Source organism: Streptomyces sp. NPDC002537, from assembly GCF_053594975.1.
This window is the reverse complement of record NZ_JBSFWT010000014.1, coordinates 38478-57774: the sequence shown is the minus strand read 5'-3', so window position 1 is coordinate 57774 and position 19297 is coordinate 38478. Positions and strand designations below refer to the sequence as shown.

Sequence of the window (19297 nt, the reverse complement as noted above, 5' to 3'; positions counted from 1 at the left end):
CGAGTCCTCGCGGCTCTTGTTAAGCGGCGAGTCAAGTCCAGTTGAGGCGCGGCTCAACGTAGGGCTTGGGGAGACGACGGGCAATGGCCGAGGGGGATTTCCCTGGTCGGCGGGGCCCTGGCCGGGCCGGGGCCAAGGTGCTCTGCCGTCTGCCGTCTGCCGTCTGCCGTCTGCCGTCTGCGGCGGGGGCGGCCTGCGGCCGCGTCCTCAAGCTCCCCCAGCTACCGCTGGGAGGTGCCCCCAGGACGGGCTGGTTTTGCCGGCCGAGGCCATGAGTCTGCGGGTCCGGCCCGCGCATTCGCTGCCACGGTCCGCGCAATTCAGCCCGTCCGGCGTTTGAGGACACCGCGCGGAGCGTGGTGCGGGGTCCGGGGCGGAGCCCCGTGCGAACCGGGCCGCGGTGTGACCGTGGGAGTGCGGGCGGGAGCCCGCGGTCGGTCAGCCCGCGTCGAATACGTCCGACCCCGAATAGGCCCGCTCCAGCCGCGCGCACGCGCGGTCGAGGGTGTCCGTGAACGCCTCGCGGATGCGTGCCGCCGGTTCGCCCGCCGCGAGCTTCTCATGGAGGACGTCGAAGACCAGTTGCCGCGTCGCGACAGCGAATGAAGCGAACACCGCCAGCTCCGCGTGGAGCCCCGGCTCCTCCCGTACCCGGGCGCCGGCCTGTGCGACGAGGAGGTCCAGGAGCCGCTCCTGCCGCCGCTGTGTGAAGGGCAGATAGCTGCGCTCCAGCGCGGGGCTGCCGAGCAGCACGCGCGAGAAGACGCGGCCCTGCGCGATGGACTCCTCGCTGTTCAGGGCCAGTTCGCAGGCGGCCAGGCAGGACCGGCGCAGCCTGTCGACGAACCCGGTGCCGGCCGGTGCGTCCCGTACGGCCTCCCACAGCTGGGCGTCGAACTCCTCGCGGCGGCCGAAGAAGATGTCCTCCTTCGAGGCGTAGTGCGTGAAGACGGTGGCCGGCGCCACGTCCGCCTCGGCGGCGATCCGGGTGAGGGTGACGGCGTCGAAACCCTCCTCGGCGAAGAGGCGGAAGGCCGCTTCGGCGATCGCCTGTCGCGTGCGCTCCCGTTTGCGACCGCGTATCCCGGTCGCAGGCGATGCGGCCACAGGGGTCAGAGGGTCGACGGAGGCGTGCGTGGTCATGGGCTCAGGATACGTCCCCGGGAATAAAAAATAGAGGTGCTACATTTTTAGAGCAGCTCTAATTTTAGGGTGCCGCCGAAACGCTCGTGAGGACGTCCACGCCATGCCTGATCGCTCAGCCCCACCGATTCCGGCCCCGGCGCCGGCCCGGACGCCCGTACGGCCCTCCTCCGCGACCCCGGCCCCCGGCCCGTCCGGCAGAGCCCCCCGGTCCGCCGCGGCCGTCCTGTTCATCGCCTGCGCGGCCCAGTTCATGGTCATCCTCGACGTGTCGATCGTGAACGTGGCGCTCCCGTCCATACGCGCCGAACTCCACCTCAGCGGCGCGGGCCAGCAGTGGATCGTCAACGCCTACACGCTCGGCTTCGCCGGACTGCTGCTGCTCGGCGGCCGCGCGGCCGACCTCGTCGGCACCAAGCGCGCCTTCCTGGCCGGGCTCGCCGCCTTCACCGCGGCCTCCCTCGCCGGGGGTCTCGCCACCGACGGCACCCTGCTGATCGCCGCCCGCGCCGTGCAGGGCGTCGGCGGCGCGGTGCTCGCCCCCGCCACCCTCACCCTGATCATGACGACGTTCACCGAGCCCGCGGCCCGTACCCGCGCGATGGGCGCGTGGAGCGCCGTCATGGCGGCCGGCGGTGCCGCGGGCGCGGTCATCGGCGGCGTGCTCACCGAGTACGCGGGCTGGCGCTGGGTGCTGTTCGTCAACGTGCCCATCGGCGTCGCCCTGCTGGCCGCGGCCCTGGGGTACGTGCCGGCCACCGCCGCCGGGCGGGGCGGGCTGCGCCGCCTCGACCTCCCCGGCGCCGTGTCCGTGACCGCGGGCCTGACCGCGCTCGTCTACGGGATCATCTCCACCGAGACCCACGGCTGGGGCTCCCCGGCGGTGTGGGTGCCGCTCGCCGCCGGTGTGCTGCTGCTCCTGGCCTTCCTCGCCGTCGAGGCGAAGGTCGCCCACCCGCTCGTGCCGCTCGGCATCCTGCGCCGCCGCAGCCTGGCCACCGCCAACCTCGTCGTGCTCGGGATGGGCGCGGCCACCTTCGCCATGTGGTTCCTGCTGTCGCTCTACTTCCAGCAGATCCTGGACTACAGCGCGGTCGAAGCGGGCCTGTGCTTCCTGCCCGGCTCGCTCTCCATCATCGCGGGCGCGCAGCTCGCCACCCGGCTCGTCCCCCGGACCGGCCCGCGCCCGCTGCTGGTCACTGGCATGGCGCTCAGCACCGTCGGCTTCGTCTGGCTCTCCCGGATCGGCGCCGACGGAAGCTACGCGGCCGACGTGCTCGCACCGTTCGTCCTGGCCACCTTCGGCGCTGGCCTCGCCATGATGCCCGCCACCGTCGCCGCGACCAGCGGCACCGCCCGCGCCGAGGCCGGACTCGCCTCGGGCCTCGTCAACACCTCCCGGCAGGTCGGCGGCGCGCTCGGACTCGCGCTCCTGGCCACGGTCGCCTCGCATGTGACGGCAAGTCGGCTGGCCGGTCACCCCCATGACGTCCAGTCGGCGCTGGCCGCTGGATACGGCAGGGCCCTGCTCATCGCCGCGGCGTTCACGGCCTGCGCCGCTCTCGGGGCGCTCGCCGTGCCCCGGCAGAATGCGCGGAGCCACCACAAGAAGGAAGGTTGAACCATGCCCAATGAGTTGAACCACATCATCGTGCACGTGAAGGACCGCCACGCGAGCGCCGCCTTCGTCGCCGGCCTGATGGCCACCGCGCCGCCCGTGGACTGGGGCCCCTTCACCCAGATCACCAGCTCCAACGGCGTCGGCATCGACTTCGCCGACGACCTGGTGCCCGCGGACAACATCAACGGAAGCCACCTCGCCTACCTGGTGACCGACGCCGAGTTCGACGCCATCTTCGGCCGGATCCAGGAACAGGGCCTGTCCTACTGGGCCGACCCCGCGATGAGCCGCGAGGGCGAGATCAACCACAACTACGGCGGCCGCGGCGTCTACACCCTGGACCCCGGAGGCACCTGTGCCGTCGAGTTCATCACCACCCCCTACGCCGAGATCCCGGCCAGTGGGATGAAGCACCCCACCTGGCTCTGAACCACCGCCCTAACGCACCAACTCCCGCTCCAGCGGCGTACGGAACCGCGGCGTGACCCGTACACCGCTCAGCCAGGCGGACAACCGGGCGGCCTCCGCGGCGATCGCGGAAGCCGCCCCACGCCCCGCGTCCTCCAGCATCCGCAGGACGATCTCGCCGTCCGCCCGCTGCGCCCAGCCGCCCACGATCCGGCCGTTCCACCACACGGTCGGGCCGATGTTGCCCGCACGGTCGAAGAGCGCGGGCACATGGCCGGGCGACAGATACCAGTCGCGGCCGCGCCAGCCCATGGCCGTGGGGTCGAGCCCCGGCAGGAGCGCGGCCCACGGCTCCGCGGGCGCCACCTCCTCGACGTCGTCCGGCAACACAAAGCCGGGCCCCTCCGACAGACGCACCTCCCCGGCGCCCACATCGGCCAGCGCCCGGCGCGTGTCGCCGAGCGTCCAGCCCGTCCACCACTTCAGATCCGCCTCCGTCGCGGGCCCGAACGACGCGAGCCAGCGCCGCGCCACCTCCGCCTTCGCCTCCCGCACCGGGACGTCCGGCAGCGGGGCGACGGGCGCCCACGCGTACATGCTGCTGGTCCACGAACCGCGCGGACGGGCGCGCCGCACATGCCCGTCCGAGGCCAGCAGCCGCAACAGCCTGCTGCCGACGCTCTGCCGGCTCTCGTACGGCTTGCCCACCGAGACCGCGATCGACTCCCGCATCGCGGGCACGTCCTTGGCGAGCTCCGCGGTCGTCGCCTCGCCGCGCGCGGCCAGCGCGGCCAGCACCTCCCGCTCGGTCCGCGCCAGCCGCCGCTCGTCCCAGGCGCCCTCCGTGCCCTGCCGCAGGAACTTCAGGAACGCCGCCCGCTCCCGCGCCGCGATCGCACGCGCCGTCGAGGCGTTCACGTACGGGGCGAGCCCGGAACTCACGGCGAAGATCGTGTGCCGCATGGACAGCAGCTTCACCAGCGTCGCGTCCTCGTACAGCCCCCGCTCCACCTCCGCCACCGACGGCTCCACGAGCCGCGCGCACGCCGACAGATACACGGTCGCCGCATCGGTCGCATGCAGCCCGACCAGGGCGTCCGCGACCTCCTCGACGGCGCCGGCGCGATGGGCGGGGGAGAGGAGATGCCGCCGCCCGAGGCGGGCACGGCGCTGGTCATCGGTGATCCACGGGCTGCTCATGGGGGTGAGGGTAGGGGTGAAGTAGGTCGATTCCTGTCCTCCTCCGGTTCCCGTCCTCTCCTGTCATCCTCCGTCTGTTTCCCGTCCTCCTTCGTGGAGTCGCGGTCACCCGTGTCCATCACTACGGTGATCGTCATGAGCGGCGAGAAAGACCTGCGGAAACTGCTGACCGGCATGCGCCCGGAACTCAACCCCGGGCGCTACGTCTTCACGGCGGTCGCCGGTGACCCACCGGCCGGGCTCGCGCCCGTGGTCACCGTCGTCGAACCCGAAGGGCTCACCCTCGTCGTACGGCAGGAGGACGCCGACGCGGCGGGCCTGCCGTACGACTACGTCGCGGGCTGGCTCACCCTGCGCGTCCACTCCGCGCTCGACGCCGTCGGCCTCACCGCCGCCGTGGCCCAGGAGCTCGCCGCCGCGGGACTCAGCTGCAACGTCGTGGCGGGCTTCCACCACGACCACCTCTTCGTCCCGCACGACCGGGCCGCGGAGGCGCTCACCCTGCTGGAGAACCTCGCCGGCCGCTCCGCCTGACGGCTCCTCGCCCAGGCGCTCCTCGAACTGATCGACGCCCGGGAAGGATCATGGAATTCTTCGGGTAAGATTGCTTCCGCAACGCCGACCGGGCGGTCGAATTTCGGCCATCGGGGACGCTGAGCACTCGTAGCTCAACGGATAGAGCACTTGACTACGGATCAAGAGGTTGCAGGTTCGAATCCTGCCGAGTGCACCACCTCCTTCGGGAGTCCCACGGGAGCCGGACATCACCGGCTCCCGTTTCTGTTTGCCCCGCAACCCGCCTCGCGGTCTGCTCGCGGTCTGCTCGCGATCCGCCTCGTGACGTGGCTCGCGACCGTGGCTCGTCCGTGTGCTACTTCCCGCGCGACGCGAAGGCCGCGCCCACTATGCGCAGGATGTACGGCAGCTCGCTGGAGTTCGGCGGGCTGGTGTAGTTGAGGGAGTAGGCAACCCGGCGGGACAGATCCTTGGTGGCGAAGACGGCGTTGGTGTAGCCCGGTTCGGAGCCCGTCTTGCCCCAGACGACGGTGCCGTCCTTCAACTGGGTGCGCATCAGGCCGATGGCACTGAAGCAGGGGACGCCCGGGTCCTTGGGGTCGGTGAGGCTCGCGCAGTGCTTGTTGCCACGACCGTTGACGACCTTGGCCGGGTCGGGCAGCTCGAACAGCAGCTTCTGCTGGGACGGGGGCAGGAGCTTGCCCCGGAAGAGCGCGCTGATGAAGCGGTCCAGCTCCGAGGCCGTGGAGATCATGCCGCCTTCGGCCCAGGCGTACGGGCTCTGCTCGGTGACGTCGACCAGTCGGCCCCGCACCGTGCGGTAGCCGTGCGCGTGCGGCTCGGGCAGGGTGAAGTCGTTCGCGGCGGGGACGTATGTACGGCCCAGGCCGAGGGGGCGGGTGATGCGGTCGCGGACCTCCTGGGCGAACGTACGCCCCGTGACCCGCTCGATGATCAGGCCCGCCACATGGGTGTTGATGCCGTTGTACTGCTGGGTCGTGCCCGGGGCGGAGACCGGCTGCTTGCCGGTGACCGCGAGCTTGACGATCTCCGTGGGCGTCCAGGAACGGAAGCGGTTCTCCACGTACCACTGGTCGGGGTCGGCGGAGTCGGCGCCGGTCATCTCCGGCGAGGGGCCCGGCAGTCCGCTGGTGTGGTTGAGCAACTGCCCCACCGTCACGTCCCGGAACGCGTCGGGCAGCAGGTCCGGCAGATAGCGGTGGACCGGAGCCGCCAGGTCGACCTTGCGCTCTGCGACGAGCTGGAGCATCACGGTGCCGGTGAAGAGCTTGCTGATGCTGCCGATGCGGAAGGAGGAATCCGCCCGCACGGGCGCCTTCGTGTCCTTGTCCGCGACTCCCGCAACGCCCCACCAGTTGCCGTCCGAGCCCGCCACCCGGACGAGCGCACCGCTGACCTCGGCGTTGGGAATGCCGTCCAGCGACTGGCGCAGGGCCTTGGTGTCGAGGTGGTGGGAGGCGGCGCTCGCCATGGTGGTGGTGCCGAGGGCGGCCGCCGCCAGCAGGCCGGCGGTGGCCGACCACAGACCGCGGCGGCGGCCTCTGCCCGTGGGCCGCGCGGGCGGGCCCACGCGGATCTCCCGCGTGGCCGCCTGCCACGCCGTCGGCTTTCGCGTCAGTGTGTTCATGCCGGTCTCCCCCGTGCCGTTCCTCATGCCGAGAAGTCTTCCCGCCGGAGACCACCCGGCCATCCGGGCCCTCCCTGAACCACCCCCCACCCCCTCTCAGGGATTCCCCGGAGGTCCGCCCCGGAGGACCGGGGGTGGGCGAGCGGAAGCGGCCGGTACGGACACGGTGGGGCGGGGGAAGGCGGGGAAAGATGTGTTTCATGGGGACCTTCGCCGCACACGATGGTCTGCTCGCAGGCCGCTACCGCCTCAGAGAGATGATCGGGCGCGGCGGCATGGGCACCGTATGGCGTGCCACCGATGAGCTGCTGGCCCGTGAAGTCGCGGTCAAAGAGCTGCACATGGACGACGGCCGCACACCGTCCGGGGCCGCCACCCTGCCCGCCTCCCGGGTCGACCGCACTCTGCGCGAGGCCCGCGCGGCCGCGTTGATCAGCCACCCGAACGTGGTCGCCGTGCACGACATAGTGATGCAGCAGGGGCGCCCGTGGATCGTGATGGAGCTGATCGAGGGCCGCGCCCTGTCCGACGCGCTGGCGGCGGACGGCCCGGCCGGACCGGGCGAAGCGGCCCGCATCGGGCTCGCGTTGCTGGCCGCGCTGCGGGCCGCGCACGCGCGTGGCGTGCTGCACCGGGACATCAAACCGGCGAACGTCCTGCTGGAGACCGGCACCGGACGTGTCGTGCTGACGGACTTCGGCATCGCCCAGGTGTCCGGCTCGCCGACGATCACGGAATCCGGGGCGTTCGTCGGCTCGCCCGAGTACACCGCGCCGGAACGTATCTCGGGCGGAGCCACCGGACCCGCGTCGGACCTGTGGTCGCTGGGGGTGCTGTTGTGCGTGGTGCTCCATGGTGAATCCCCGTTCCACCGTGACTCGTTGGGCGGCATCATTCAGGCGGTCGTCCACGACGAGATCCGGCCACCTGCCGCCGCGGGGCCGCTGATGCCGGTCGTGCGAGGGTTGCTGGAGCGCGACCCCGGGCGCCGGATGGGCCTGGACCAGGCGGAACGGCTGCTGCTCGCCCGTATCGGGTCCGGGCGCGGATGCGGGTGCGAAGCCCCCGGGCGGGGTGGCGCGTTCGTGCACCGTGGGGCCACCGTACGCGTGCCCGTGGCCCCGCCTCCCGTGTCCGTACAGCGGCCGCGGTCCGCGCAACGGCCATGGGTGCCCGGTCCGCCCCCGCGCGTTCCGCCGGCGCCCCTCGCACCCGGCCCGCCGCCCCGCGCCCGGATCGCCCTGATGACGGGCGTGGCCGTGGTGACGCTGGCGGGGATGAGCGCCGGGATCACCGCGATGCTCGCGGACCGGGGCTCCGGCGAGCCGGACCACCGGCCGACACAGGCGACGAGCAGCGCTGTGACCGATAGGGACGCCTCCTCCCCGCCGGTCACCAGGACCCCTTCCACTCCACCGGTCACCGTGCCGCCACCGACCGCCGCGGCACCGTCGATTCCACCGGCCACCGTTCCGCTCGGCCATCACACGGTCCGGGCCCCCGGCGGCGTCCCGCCCGCCGTTCCGGACGGCTCCACCCGCGTCCACTAGCGTCCGCGCGCTTTCTCCTGCCCGCCCGGCAGGGAGTTCCGTCCTGGGACGATCCCCGGATGCCTGGACGGCGGCGGCCCGACGAGTCCCGTGCGGGCCGCCGCCGAGGACGCCCCGACCGTTGCCGTACTGATTCCTTGACGGCCGTCACATCGCCCACGACGGCTGCTGTCCAAGGATCGCTGTACACCGCACGGGTCACCGTCGGTGATGATGGGGGCATGACGAACGATGGGGGAGGGGCCGACCAGCCCACCAGTTACGAGCTTCAGCCGTCGGCCGCCGGCCACCAGGGCGGCACGTACACCCCCACCGGCCACGTCACCGGAGACCCCGGCGCCGACCGCTGGATAGGCGGCCGCTACCGCCTCGTCTCCCGGCTCGGACACGGCGGCATGGGCACCGTCTGGAAGGCCCGTGACGAGGTCGTGGACCGCGACGTGGCTGTGAAGGAACCGCGTGTCCCCGAGCACCTGCCCGAGCAGCAGGAGACCGTCCATCTGCGGATGCAGCGCGAGGCGCGTGCCGCGGCCCGCATCGGCCACCCGTCCGTCGTCACGGTGCACGACGTGGTCGTCGAGGACGGCCGCCCCTGGATCGTCATGGAGCTGGTGCGCGGGCGCTCCCTCGGCGACGTGCTCACCGAGGGAACGCTGGAGCCGCGCGAGGCCGCCCGCATCGGGCTGGCGGTGCTGGACGCGCTCACGGCGGCGCACGCGGCGGGCGTGCTCCACCGCGACGTGAAGCCGGACAACGTGCTGCTCGGGCAGGGCGAGCGGGTGGTGCTGACCGACTTCGGCATCGCCCAGATCGAGGGCGAGCAGGGGCTGACCGAGACGGGCGCCTTCGTCGGCTCGCCGGAATACATCGCCCCGGAGCGGCTGTTGGGCCGACGGCCCGGACCCGAGTCCGACCTCTGGTCGCTCGGCGTGGTGCTCTACACGGCGATCGAGGGCGTGTCCCCGTTCCGTCGCTCCCACGCCCACGGGACGTTCCAGGCCGTCCTCACCGCCGAGCCGCAGGCGCCCGCCCCCGGGGCCGGGGCGCTGGGCACGCTCGTCATGCAGCTCCTCCGCAAGGACCCGGCCGACCGCCCGACGGCGGACGGGATCAGGCGGACGCTGGAGGCCGTGGCCCGGCCGGTGCCGCAGCCGCCGACCGCCGTGCTGCCGTCCCCGGCGCCCGCCGGCGGCAAGTGGGTGCCACCCGTGCTCCAGGGCAACCGCAAGGCCCAATGGGGGCTCGCCGGAGGTCTGCTGGCGGCGGCAGTGGCCGCGGGGCTCGTACTGGCGGACCCCTTCGCGCCGCGCGCGACGATCCCGCAGGGCTGGACGGTCCGCGACGAGCGCGAAGTGGTCGACGCGTCGCTCGCCGTCCCCGGGGACTACCAGCGCACCGTCGAGGACGACAAGGGCGACGTCGTCTTCAGGGACCCCAGTGGGGTCTTCACCGTCTTCCTGGGGAAGAAGACGGAGCAGCCCAGGTCGTCCACCGACAAGCCGCCCCGCATCGGCTCCGCCACCGAGGAGGCCAAGAAGCTGATGGCCCGCTACCAGGAGGGCCCCGACTCCTTGAGCGAAGCGGAGCCGACCCTGGACGAGGAGTCCGGGCAGTGGGCGGACACCGCCGACGTCACCACCGTCTACCGCGCGGCCGGCAGCAGCGACGACGACCCCAGGCGCTGCCGCCGTTCCCACGTCATCGTCAACGAGGACACCAAGGTCTCCTGGCTGCTGGAGGTGTGGATGCCCGCGGACGGCAAGGCCCGCCTGGACGGCGACCGGCTCTTCGACGACGTGATCAAGTATCTGAAGCTCCAGGAGCAGTGACGCGCGGAACGCGCACCGGCCGCAACTGGGGCCCATCCGGCGGAAAACGGTTACTGCCGGGTACCCAAACGGTGCGACCCCGCCTACGCTCGCCCTCATGACCGACTCGCGGCCCAGCGCAGCAGCGACAGCGATACCGACGTCCGGCGGCAATCCCGTCGCCCCGCCCGGAGCCCGCACCGCCGCGGACGTCGTCACGCCCGCCCTCGTCGCCCGGCTCACCCGGGGGCTCACGGGCTCCGGCACCACTGCCAACCACACGCCGTTCACCGGGGAGAAACTGGCGGACCTGCCGGAAGCGGCCCCCGAGGACGTGGCGACGGCCTTCGCGCGGGCCCGCGCGGCACGGCGCGAGTGGGCGGACGCACCGGTACGCGCGCGTGCCGCCGTCCTGCTGCGCTTCCACGACCTCGTACTGGCCCGCCAGTCGGAGGTCCTGGACCTGATCCAGCTGGAGACAGGCAAGACCCGGCTGCACGCGCACGAGGAGGTGCAGGCCGTCGCCGTCGCCGCCCGCCACTACGGGCGGCAGGCGCCCGCGTATCTGCGGCCCAGACGGCACACCGGTGTCCTCCCGGCGCTCACCAAGGTCACCGAACTGCGGCAGCCGCGCGGTGTCGTGGGCCAGATCTCCCCCTGGAACTACCCGTTCGAGCTGTCCGCCGGTGACGCGCTGCCCGCCCTGGCCGCGGGCAACGCCCTGGTGACCAAGCCCGACACCGAGACCGCCCTGACCGCCCTGTGGGCCCGCGAGCTGCTGATCGAGGCGGGGCTGCCCGAAGAGGTCTGGCAGATCGTGCTGGGCGAGGGGCCGGTCGTCGGCCCGGCCGTCGTCGCCCACGCCGACTACGTCTCCTTCACCGGCTCCACCCGCACCGGCCGCGAGATCGCCCGGGGTGCCGCCGACCGCCTGGTCGGCTGCTCGCTCGAACTTGGCGGCAAGAACGCCATGTTGGTCCTGCACGACGCGGACCTCGACAGGGCGGCGGCGGGCGCGGTGCGCGGCTGCTTCTCCTCCGCGGGCCAGCTGTGCGTATCCATCGAGCGGCTGTACGTCCACGCGTCGGTCGCCGACGCGTTCGTCGAGCGGTTCGTCGCCCGCACCCGGGCGATGCGACTGGGCACGGGCCTCGCGTACGGCGCCGACATGGGCTCGCTCGCCTCGGAACGCCAACTGGAGACCGTGATCCGGCACGTGGAGGAGGCCGTGGCCAAGGGCGCCACCGTCCTCGCGGGCGGCCGCCCCCGGCCCGACGTGGGCCCCCTCTTCCACGAGCCGACCGTCCTGGAGGGTGTCGAACCCCCGATGGCCGTCTGCACCGAGGAGACCTTCGGCCCCGTCGTCTCCGTCCACCGGTTCCACGACGAGGACGAGGCCGTCGAGCTCGCCAACGCCACCCCGTACGGACTCAACGCGTCCGTCTGGACCCGGGACGGCCGCCGGGGCCGCGCGCTCGCCGCACGGCTGCGGGCGGGTACCGTCAACATCAACGAGGCGTACGCGGCCGCGTACGGCAGCGCGCAGTCGCCCATGGGCGGCATGGGCGACTCCGGACTGGGCCGCAGACACGGCTCCGAGGGCATCCTGAAGTACACCGAGTCACAGACCGTCGCCCAACAGCGGATCGTCCCGCTCGCACCGTCCTTCGGGCTGACGGACGAGAAGTACGCGGAGTTGATGACCCACGGCCTGCGCGCGCTGAAGGCACTGCGCCTGCGCTGACCGGACGCTCAGACGGAGGTAGTGGTGCCGGCGACCGCCGACGAACAGGACCGTGAGGACGCCTACGACTACGACGTCATCGTCGTCGGCTCGGGCTTCGGCGGCGCGGTGTCCGCCCTGCGCCTGGCCGAGAAGGGCTACCGCGTCGGAGTGCTGGAGGCGGGCCGCCGCTTCACCCGCGACACCCTGCCCAGGAACTCCTGGGACCTGCGCAACTACCTGTGGGCCCCCGCGCTGGGCCTCTACGGCATCCAGCGCGTCCACCTGCTTGGGCACGTGATGGTCCTGGCGGGCGCGGGGGTGGGCGGCGGCTCGCTCAACTACGCCAACACCCTGTACGTCCCGCCGAAGGCGTTCTTCGACGACCCGCAGTGGGCCGGGATCACCGACTGGCAGGAGGAACTGAGGCCGTACTACGCACAGGCGCAGCGCATGCTGGGCGTGCGGCTCAACCCGACGATGACCCCCTCGGACGTCCATCTCCGGGCGGCGGCGGAGAAGATGGGCGTGGGGGACACCTTCCACCGGGCACCGGTGGGCGTGTTCTTCGGGGACGGGAAGGACGCCGACGGCACGGAGCGGGCGCGGCCGGGCGAGGAGGTGGCCGACCCGTACTTCGGGGGAGCCGGCCCGGCCCGCAGGGCCTGCACCGAGTGCGGCGAGTGCATGACGGGCTGCCGCCACGGCGCGAAGAACACCCTCAACGAGAACTACCTCCACCTCGCCGAGCGGGCCGGGGCCGTCATCCACCCGATGACCACGGTCGTCGCCGTCACCGAGCACCGGGACGGCGGCCACCGCGTCGTCACCGTCCCCACCGACAAGCGGCGCAAGGCCCGTCCCAAGGTGCTGCGCGCGGAGCACGTGGTGATCGCGGCCGGTACGTACGGTACGCAGACGCTGCTGCACACGATGAAGGACAAGGGGCTGCTGCCGCGCGTCCCGGACCGGCTCGGCAGCCTGACCCGGACCAACTCGGAGGCACTGGTCGGCGCCCAGACCGACAACCGCCGCTACCGGGCGGCTCACGGCGTGCCGGAGGTCGACTTCACGCGCGGCGTCGCGATCACGTCGTCGATCCATCCGAACGCCAACACCCATATCGAGCCGGTCCGTTACGGCAAGGGATCGAACGCGATGGGCGCGCTGTCCATCCTCCAGGTTCCCGTGGGCACGCGCGCGCCGCGCGCCGTCGCCTTCGCCGCCCACTGCGCGCGCCATCCCGTGCTGCTGCTGCGGTCGCTGTCCAACCGCCGCTGGTCCGAGCGGACGATCATCGGGCTCGTCATGCAGTCGCTGGACAACTCCCTGACCACGTACCGCAAGAAGCACGGCATCGGCAAAGGGCTGCTCACCGCGCGACAGGGGCACGGCGCCCCCAACCCCCAGCAGATCCCCGAGGCGACCCGGGCCGCGACGCTCATCGCACAGGAGATCAACGGATTCGCGGGCAGCAACGTCGGTGAGCTGATGGGCACTCCGCTCACCGCGCACTTCCTGGGCGGCTGTCCGATCGGGCCGGACGCGGTCCGGGGTGTCATCGACCCTTACCACCGGCTGTACGGGCACCCGGGGATCTCGGTCGTCGACGGTGCGGCCGTGTCCGCGAACCTGGGGGTCAATCCGTCGTTGACGATCACCGCGCAGGCGGAGCGCGCGATGTCCCTCTGGCCCAACAAGGGGGAGGCCGACCCGCGTCCGCCACAGGGGAGCGCGTACGCACGGGTGGCCGCGGTCGAGCCGCGGAACCCGGCGGTGCCGAAGGGCGCGTTCGCGGCACTGCGGTTGCCGTTCCTGCCGGTGCCTCCGGTTCCCCCGGTGCCGCCCGCGGCCCCGGAGGCTTCCGAGGAGGGGCAGCAGTAAGGACCGTGCCCCAGGAGCACGGTCCTTACAAGTCGTCGGCTACGCGGAGGCGTTGCCCTTGCGGCGCTTCACGACGAAGAGCGCGCCCGCGCCCACGACCACCGCGGCGCCGCCGATCCCCGCGATCATCGGCATGTCGGACGACGAACCCGTCTTCGCGAGGCTCCCGGACACCGGGATCTCCGAGAGCGGGCCCTGCCCGGCCGGCTTGTGCCCGGGGTTCTTCCCGGCGTCACCGCCCTGGCTCCCCTTCGCCCCGTGTCCGGACGTGCTCGGCTTCCCCGGCTTGCCCGTGGCGTCGCCGACCTTGCCCGGCGTGCTGCCGGGGGCCAGCACGGAGAAGTCGAACTGGCTGATCTCGTCGAAGCCGCACTGGCCGTCCTCGCCGTACGAGTGGCCGATGGTGAAGAAGTAGCCGGAGCCCGCCTTGGCCTTCCCGCCGATGCTGATGCGCATCTTGGCATCCGCGTACTCGCCCGGCTTGAGGCTCTTGACGGTCGCGAACTCGTGCTCGGCGTCGAACCTGGCGCCGTCGCCCTCGATGCGCTCCCACTTGCCGCTGTTCGGGTCGTACCACTCGACCGTGACGGACAGCTGGGAGACGTCGTCGACCTTGGGGTCGGCGCTGCCGAGGTAGAGGGAGACATCGGTCTCCATGACCTTGACCTTGGACACGTTGGTCACCCGGTAGGTGAACTCGTGCCAGCCGGAGCCTGCGACGATCCTGCTCGGGAGGCCGCGCAGCGACGTCTTGCCGCGGTCCTCGTCCATGAGGCCGGAGCAGAAGGTCGGCCGGGTGTACTCCGGGGACGGTGCGGCGGAGGGCCCGGCATCCGTCCTGTCACCCGGCTGGGACGGCGCGGTGGACGGCTTCTTGCCGCTCCCGGAGTCGCCCTTGTCGTTCTTGGCGTCGTCCTTGGTGTCGTTCTTGGTGTCGTTCTTGGCGTCGCCCGGAGTGGCCGCGGTGTCGGCGGACGTCTTGGCGCCGTCCCCCTTGGGCGCGTCCGGGGTGGTCCTGTGGTCGGCACCGGGCGCCGGGCTGGCGGCGGCCGGGCCGGTGCCGGTCGCGGACTGCTCGCCGGTCGCGTGGGCGGCGGGTGCCGCGAGGAGCGCGACGGGGCCTATGACAGCCGTGACGGCGGCGGTCGCCAGAGCGCGACGAAGCTTCATGAAGACCTCTCTCAGGTCCGGAAAGTGAGCAAAGGCCGTCGCGGTGGGGGGAAAGCGCGTTATAGCCGCTTTGCAGGTGCATGGCGATGCTAATCCCCTGAGCGGGCCATGATCGCCGGGAGAGTGCACGTGTTCGAGCTCACATCGGGAGCGGAAGGAACACGGCGAAGGGCCCCGGGCCGCCTCCGCGGGGGCGTGCGGGCGGCCACGGGGCCCTTGACTGCCGGCACCGAGGTCAGGGCAGGGTCGGTGCCGCGGAGCGGCGCCGGGGGGAGCGCCGCGGGCTGCGGTGGTGGTGCTGTCGGCACCCCGGCCGACCGGCAGAGGTCCGACCAATGGCGGTACGGAACCGGGGTTTTGGTGTTCCCTTTGCATCGTGCGGGATGCGCCGCGCTGAGCGCAACCGTTTCGACCGGATACGGTCGGTTCCAGGCGTCCCCGGAACCGACCGTCCTTCGGGTGGCGGCCGGGCTGCTGTCCCCTGCCGACCGGCCGCCGAGGCACCGGAGCGCGGTCCCACGACGTACGTACGCGTACGTCTCGCGCTCCGGTGGATCCGCCCTGTCGTTGCCGGGCGCCCAGATGAACAGGGACGGAAGCCACGCGTGGATTTCAGGTGGGCCGCTCCTGGCTGGCGCGACACCGGGTCCAACGAAGGGTTCCCGGAGCGGACACGCGCCGTACGGGTGACGCGGGGGTGGTACGGGAGCGGGCGGCTCCTCAGATGCGCCCCCGGCACAGCTCCAGCAGCGTCATGGCGAGCGCCGTGCCCGGCTTGCCCAACTGGTCGCTGTAGTGCGTGAGGATCTCCATCTCGCGCGCGAGGTTCACGCGCCTGCCGCCGGAGGCGATGCGCTCGCGCTGGATCACCGCCGAGACGGCCATACGTTCCTGCACGAGCCCGATGATGCGGCCGTCGAGGTCGTCGATCCGCCCGCGCGCGTCCGTGATGACGCCCGCCGCCTCGTCGGTGCGGGCACCGGTCTCCGTGATGGTCCGGGTGCTCATTGTCTGTTCCTCCAAAGGGCATGGCCCCCCGGAACGGCAAGGTCCGGAAAACGGCAGGCGCCCCGGGCCTTGTCGGCCCGGGGCGCCTGGGAAGTCGCTTGTCAGTTGCTCAAGCAGCACGACCATGGCAGCCGGACGGGCCGGTTGCCATAGGTAAAGACGAAGGTCGGGTGCTTGCGCATGGCGCACAGTATGGCCCGGAGGAGGCCCCGGGTCCAAGGCGGATTCGGATGGTGAGACAAAAGCGAGTTCCCGCGCCCCGGTAGAATCGACAAATACAGACCCCCTCTCGATCGCCGGAAGGCCGCCCCCGTGTCAGCAGCACCCCCCGCCGCCGCCCACGACAACACCGCGGAACCGGTGCTCGTTGTCGACTTCGGTGCGCAGTACGCCCAGCTCATCGCCCGTCGTGTCCGTGAGGCGCGGGTCTACAGCGAGGTCGTGCCCAGCACGATGCCCGTCGCCGAGATGCTCGCCAAGAAGCCGAAGGCGATCATCCTCTCCGGCGGCCCCTCGTCCGTGTACGAAGAGGGCGCTCCCACCGTCGACCGTTCCCTGTTCGAGGCGGGCGTCCCCGTCTTCGGCATGTGCTACGGCTTCCAGCTGATGGCCACCACGCTCGGTGGCACCGTCGACAACTCCGGCGCGCGGGAGTACGGCCGTACGCCGCTGACCGTCGCCAAGCCGGGCTCGACCCTCTTCGAGGGCACCCCGGTCGAGCAGTCGGTGTGGATGTCGCACGGCGACGCCTGCTCCGCCGCCCCCGAGGGGTTCACGGTCTCCGCGTCCACGGACGTCGTGCCGGTCGCCGCTTTCGAGAACGACGAGAAGAAGCTCTACGGCGTCCAGTACCACCCCGAGGTCATGCACTCCACGCACGGCCAGCAGGTCCTGGAGCACTTCCTCTACCGCGGTGCGGGCATCGAGCCCACCTGGACGACCGGCAACGTCATCGAGGAGCAGGTCGCCGCGATCCGCGCCCAGGTCGGCAGCAAGCGCGCGATCTGCGGCCTCTCCGGCGGCGTGGACTCCGCCGTGGCCGCCGCCCTCGTCCAGAAGGCCATCGGCGACCAGCTCACCTGCGTCTACGTCGACCACGGCCTGATGCGCAAGGGCGAGACGGAGCAGGTCGAGAAGGACTTCGTCGCCGCGACCGGCGTCCAGCTGAAGGTCGTCGACGCGCAGGAGCGCTTCCTGACCGCCCTCGCGGGCGTCACCGAGCCGGAGACCAAGCGCAAGATCATCGGCCGGGAGTTCATCCGCGTCTTCGAGCAGGCCCAGGCGGAGATCGTCGCCGAGGCCGGCGCCGAGGGCGAGGACGTCGCGTTCCTCGTCCAGGGCACGCTCTACCCCGATGTGGTCGAGTCCGGTGGCGGCACCGGAACCGCGAACATCAAGTCCCACCACAACGTGGGCGGCCTCCCCGAGGACCTGGAGTTCGAGCTCGTCGAGCCGCTCCGCCAGCTCTTCAAGGACGAGGTCCGCATGGTCGGCGCCGAGCTCGGGCTGCCGGACGAGATCGTCCAGCGCCAGCCCTTCCCGGGCCCGGGCCTCGGCATCCGCATCGTCGGCGAGGTCACCAAGGAGCGCCTGGACCTGCTGCGCGAGGCCGACGCCATCGCCCGCGAGGAGCTGAGCGCCGCCGGTCTCGACCGCGAGATCTGGCAGTGCCCGGTCGTCCTGCTCGCGGACGTCCGCAGCGTCGGCGTCCAGGGCGACGGCCGCACCTACGGCCACCCGATCGTGCTGCGCCCGGTCTCCTCCGAGGACGCCATGACGGCCGACTGGTCGCGCCTGCCGTACGACGTCCTGTCGAAGATCTCGACCCGCATCACCAACGAGGTCGACGAGGTCAACCGCGTCGTCCTCGACATCACCAGCAAGCCGCCGGGGACGATCGAGTGGGAGTAGTCCTCCCCTGAGACCCCCCTGAAGCTCCTTGGGGTCAAACGCCAGTGCCGTCGCTCATTCGTTTGGGTGGCGGCACTGTCATTTGGGGTGGGTACGCTGACTGTACGGCTCCAGAATCCCGTTCATGGGAGGACTTATGACCGCTGAGACCGCGCACCCCTGGCCGGTGCCGCCGCAGGACGGTTACACCGTGGACGACCTGCTGACGCTGCCCGACCTCCCGCCGCACACGGAGCTGATCGACGGGAGCCTGGTTTTCGTGAGTCCTCAGCGAAGCTTTCACAGCATCGTGATCGACCTGCTGGTGGACGGCCTACGCCGTGCCGCGCCGCCTGAGTTCAGGGTTCGGCGGGAGATGACGGTGGTGATCGACAGGCGCAACGGGCCGGAGCCGGACGTCATGGTCGTGCGCGCATTGTCGGTGCAGAGCATGGTGCAGACCTATTACCAGGCCCGGGACGTGCTGCTTGCGGTCGAAGTGGTTTCCCCGGACTCCGAGGCCCGCGATCGCGATACCAAACCGCACAAGTACGCCGCCGCGGGCATCCCCTACTTCTGGCGGGTCGAAATGGCCAGTGAGGACGAACGGCCGATCGTCCAGACCTTCGAGCTCGATCGTGAAACACGCGTCTATGGCCCGACCGGGACGCACCGCGACACCCTCAAGCTCTCCGATCCCTTCGCCATCAACATCGATCTCACGGAGATCGATCGGTTGTAGTCGAACAACGGTGTACGCGCGGCGATTTGATCCCGCACGCCGAACCCCCTGTTCTCCCCGCCTACCCGAAGGTAGCTTCCGTTGCGTACGCGCCGCGCGCACGGCGCGTGCCGTCGAGGCGGAGGAGAGCAGGTCATGTCGCAGAAGCCCGAGCCCGTACCCATGGACCAGCTGCAGTTCGCGCTGCCGCCGAAGCACGAGAGCGTCGAGGAGGAACGGCGCCACCGCAAGGAGCGACTGGCCGCCGCGCTGCGGCTCTTCGGGCGGCTCGGCTTCGAGGAGGGCGTGGCGGGACACATCACCGCGCGGGACCCGGAGTTCACCGATTGCTTCTGGGTGAACCCCTTCGGGATGTCCTTCAAACACATCACGGTCAGCGATCTGATCATGGTGAACCACGAGGGTCAGGTCGTGCAGGGGCGCCACCACGTCAACCAGGCCGCGTTCGCGATCCATTCGCAGATCCACCAGGCCCGGCCCGACGTCGTGGCCGCCGCGCACAGCCACTCCGTCCACGGGCGGGCCCTGTCCACCCTGGGGGAGCTGCTGGAGCCGATCACCCAGGACGCCTGCGCGTTCTACGAGGACCACGCGCTGTTCGACGACTACACGGGCGTCGTCGTGGACCCGGAGGAGGGGCGCCGCATCGCGACCGCCCTCGGGCCGCGCAAGGCGGTGATCCTGCGCAACCACGGACTGCTCACGGTCGGGGACTCGGTGGACGCGGCGGCCTGGTGGTTCATCACCATGGAGCGTTCCTGTCAGGTGCAGCTCCTGGCCAAGGCCGCGGGCAGGCCGGTCCCCATAGACCCGGAGTGCGCGAAGGCCACCAGGGAGAGCCTGGGCAACGACCTGGCGGGCTGGATCAACTACCAGCCCCTCCATCAGCAGATCACCCGTGCGGAACCGGCCCTGCTGAACTGAGGGTGCCCGGTCGAGGGCCGGATCACGTACGGGTTCGATCTCCGGGAACGCCCCCACCCGTC

15 protein-coding genes and 1 tRNA gene are annotated in these 19297 nt (G+C 71.6%); 11 read left to right on the top strand and 5 right to left on the bottom strand.

Annotation, left to right across the window (positions count from 1 at the left end; all coding sequences use genetic code 11):
• Positions 1–438: 438 nt before the first annotated feature.
• Positions 439–1143: a TetR/AcrR family transcriptional regulator gene (locus ACWD4A_RS09360; RefSeq protein WP_451191480.1), complete on the bottom strand. Its 705-nt coding sequence runs from the start codon at positions 1141–1143 to the stop codon at positions 439–441.
• A 103-nt stretch (positions 1144–1246) separates the two neighbouring features.
• On the opposite strand from ACWD4A_RS09360, the gene ACWD4A_RS09355 reads away from it, so the two are divergent.
• Positions 1247–2764, top strand: a complete 1518-nt coding sequence (locus ACWD4A_RS09355) for an MFS transporter (RefSeq protein ID WP_451191478.1) — start codon at positions 1247–1249, stop codon at positions 2762–2764.
• Between the two features lie 3 nt (positions 2765–2767).
• Positions 2768–3193 carry a VOC family protein gene (locus ACWD4A_RS09350; RefSeq protein WP_451191477.1) on the top strand — a complete coding sequence of 142 codons (426 nt, stop codon included), beginning with the start codon at positions 2768–2770 and terminating at the stop codon, positions 3191–3193.
• Positions 3194–3202: 9 nt separating this feature from the next.
• Here ACWD4A_RS09350 and ACWD4A_RS09345 read toward each other — a convergent pair whose 3' ends face one another.
• Positions 3203–4372 (bottom strand): winged helix DNA-binding domain-containing protein, encoded by a 1170-nt coding sequence (locus ACWD4A_RS09345; protein WP_451191475.1) that lies wholly within the window; start codon positions 4370–4372, stop codon positions 3203–3205.
• A 135-nt stretch (positions 4373–4507) separates the two neighbouring features.
• Here ACWD4A_RS09345 and ACWD4A_RS09340 point away from each other — a divergent pair, with 135 nt between their 5' ends.
• Positions 4508–4906, top strand: coding sequence for an ACT domain-containing protein (locus ACWD4A_RS09340; RefSeq protein ID WP_451191474.1), 399 nt, complete (start codon positions 4508–4510; stop codon positions 4904–4906).
• 123 nt (positions 4907–5029) lie between these two features.
• Positions 5030–5105, top strand: a tRNA-Arg gene (locus ACWD4A_RS09335).
• A gap of 138 nt (positions 5106–5243) precedes the next feature.
• Here ACWD4A_RS09335 and ACWD4A_RS09330 read toward each other — a convergent pair.
• Positions 5244–6536: a serine hydrolase domain-containing protein gene (locus tag ACWD4A_RS09330; RefSeq protein WP_451191473.1), complete on the bottom strand. Its 1293-nt coding sequence runs from the start codon at positions 6534–6536 to the stop codon at positions 5244–5246.
• 200 nt (positions 6537–6736) lie between these two features.
• Here ACWD4A_RS09330 and ACWD4A_RS09325 point away from each other — a divergent pair, with 200 nt between their 5' ends.
• The 4 genes from ACWD4A_RS09325 to ACWD4A_RS09310 all read left to right on the top strand — a co-directional run bounded on the left by ACWD4A_RS09325 (position 6737) and on the right by ACWD4A_RS09310 (position 13501).
• The gene (locus ACWD4A_RS09325) at positions 6737–8086 is read left to right on the top strand and encodes a serine/threonine-protein kinase (protein ID WP_451191471.1); all 1350 of its coding nucleotides are present in this window, start codon (positions 6737–6739) and stop codon (positions 8084–8086) included.
• Between the two features lie 221 nt (positions 8087–8307).
• Positions 8308–9915, top strand: a complete 1608-nt coding sequence (locus ACWD4A_RS09320; protein ID WP_451191470.1) for a serine/threonine-protein kinase — start codon at positions 8308–8310, stop codon at positions 9913–9915.
• A gap of 97 nt (positions 9916–10012) precedes the next feature.
• Positions 10013–11638, top strand: coding sequence for a succinic semialdehyde dehydrogenase (locus ACWD4A_RS09315; protein ID WP_451191469.1), 1626 nt, complete (start codon positions 10013–10015; stop codon positions 11636–11638).
• 24 nt (positions 11639–11662) lie between these two features.
• The gene (locus ACWD4A_RS09310; protein WP_451191467.1) at positions 11663–13501 is read left to right on the top strand and encodes a GMC family oxidoreductase N-terminal domain-containing protein; all 1839 of its coding nucleotides are present in this window, start codon (positions 11663–11665) and stop codon (positions 13499–13501) included.
• Between the two features lie 39 nt (positions 13502–13540).
• Here ACWD4A_RS09310 and ACWD4A_RS09305 read toward each other — a convergent pair whose 3' ends face one another.
• Positions 13541–14671 (bottom strand): LAETG motif-containing sortase-dependent surface protein, encoded by a 1131-nt coding sequence (locus ACWD4A_RS09305; protein WP_451191465.1) that lies wholly within the window; start codon positions 14669–14671, stop codon positions 13541–13543.
• Between the two features lie 720 nt (positions 14672–15391).
• Positions 15392–15679: a chorismate mutase gene (locus ACWD4A_RS09300; protein ID WP_451191462.1), complete on the bottom strand. Its 288-nt coding sequence runs from the start codon at positions 15677–15679 to the stop codon at positions 15392–15394.
• 312 nt (positions 15680–15991) lie between these two features.
• Here ACWD4A_RS09300 and guaA point away from each other — a divergent pair, with 312 nt between their 5' ends.
• The 3 genes from guaA to ACWD4A_RS09285 all read left to right on the top strand — a co-directional run bounded on the left by guaA (position 15992) and on the right by ACWD4A_RS09285 (position 19235).
• Positions 15992–17590: a glutamine-hydrolyzing GMP synthase gene (gene guaA, locus ACWD4A_RS09295; RefSeq protein ID WP_451191460.1), complete on the top strand. Its 1599-nt coding sequence runs from the start codon at positions 15992–15994 to the stop codon at positions 17588–17590.
• A gap of 136 nt (positions 17591–17726) precedes the next feature.
• Positions 17727–18311, top strand: coding sequence for a Uma2 family endonuclease (locus tag ACWD4A_RS09290; RefSeq protein ID WP_451191459.1), 585 nt, complete (start codon positions 17727–17729; stop codon positions 18309–18311).
• A 135-nt stretch (positions 18312–18446) separates the two neighbouring features.
• Positions 18447–19235 carry a class II aldolase/adducin family protein gene (locus ACWD4A_RS09285; RefSeq protein ID WP_451191458.1) on the top strand — a complete coding sequence of 263 codons (789 nt, stop codon included), beginning with the start codon at positions 18447–18449 and terminating at the stop codon, positions 19233–19235.
• Positions 19236–19297: the final 62 nt, after the last annotated feature.

What these genes read in the sequence shown, in the direction of transcription:
- ACWD4A_RS09360 (WP_451191480.1), bottom strand. Translation starts at nt 1,143, where the DNA reads ATGACCACGCACGCCTCCGTCGACCCTCTGACCCCTGTGGCCGCATCG.
- ACWD4A_RS09350 (WP_451191477.1), top strand. Translation starts at nt 2,768, where the DNA reads ATGCCCAATGAGTTGAACCACATCATCGTGCACGTGAAGGACCGCCAC.
- ACWD4A_RS09285 (WP_451191458.1), top strand. Translation starts at nt 18,447, where the DNA reads ATGTCGCAGAAGCCCGAGCCCGTACCCATGGACCAGCTGCAGTTCGCG.
- ACWD4A_RS09290 (WP_451191459.1), top strand. Translation starts at nt 17,727, where the DNA reads ATGACCGCTGAGACCGCGCACCCCTGGCCGGTGCCGCCGCAGGACGGT.
- ACWD4A_RS09355 (WP_451191478.1), top strand. Translation starts at nt 1,247, where the DNA reads ATGCCTGATCGCTCAGCCCCACCGATTCCGGCCCCGGCGCCGGCCCGG.
- ACWD4A_RS09340 (WP_451191474.1), top strand. Translation starts at nt 4,508, where the DNA reads ATGAGCGGCGAGAAAGACCTGCGGAAACTGCTGACCGGCATGCGCCCG.
- ACWD4A_RS09330 (WP_451191473.1), bottom strand. Translation starts at nt 6,536, where the DNA reads ATGAACACACTGACGCGAAAGCCGACGGCGTGGCAGGCGGCCACGCGG.
- ACWD4A_RS09325 (WP_451191471.1), top strand. Translation starts at nt 6,737, where the DNA reads ATGGGGACCTTCGCCGCACACGATGGTCTGCTCGCAGGCCGCTACCGC.
- ACWD4A_RS09300 (WP_451191462.1), bottom strand. Translation starts at nt 15,679, where the DNA reads ATGAGCACCCGGACCATCACGGAGACCGGTGCCCGCACCGACGAGGCG.
- ACWD4A_RS09315 (WP_451191469.1), top strand. Translation starts at nt 10,013, where the DNA reads ATGACCGACTCGCGGCCCAGCGCAGCAGCGACAGCGATACCGACGTCC.
- ACWD4A_RS09305 (WP_451191465.1), bottom strand. Translation starts at nt 14,671, where the DNA reads ATGAAGCTTCGTCGCGCTCTGGCGACCGCCGCCGTCACGGCTGTCATA.
- ACWD4A_RS09320 (WP_451191470.1), top strand. Translation starts at nt 8,308, where the DNA reads ATGACGAACGATGGGGGAGGGGCCGACCAGCCCACCAGTTACGAGCTT.
- ACWD4A_RS09345 (WP_451191475.1), bottom strand. Translation starts at nt 4,372, where the DNA reads ATGAGCAGCCCGTGGATCACCGATGACCAGCGCCGTGCCCGCCTCGGG.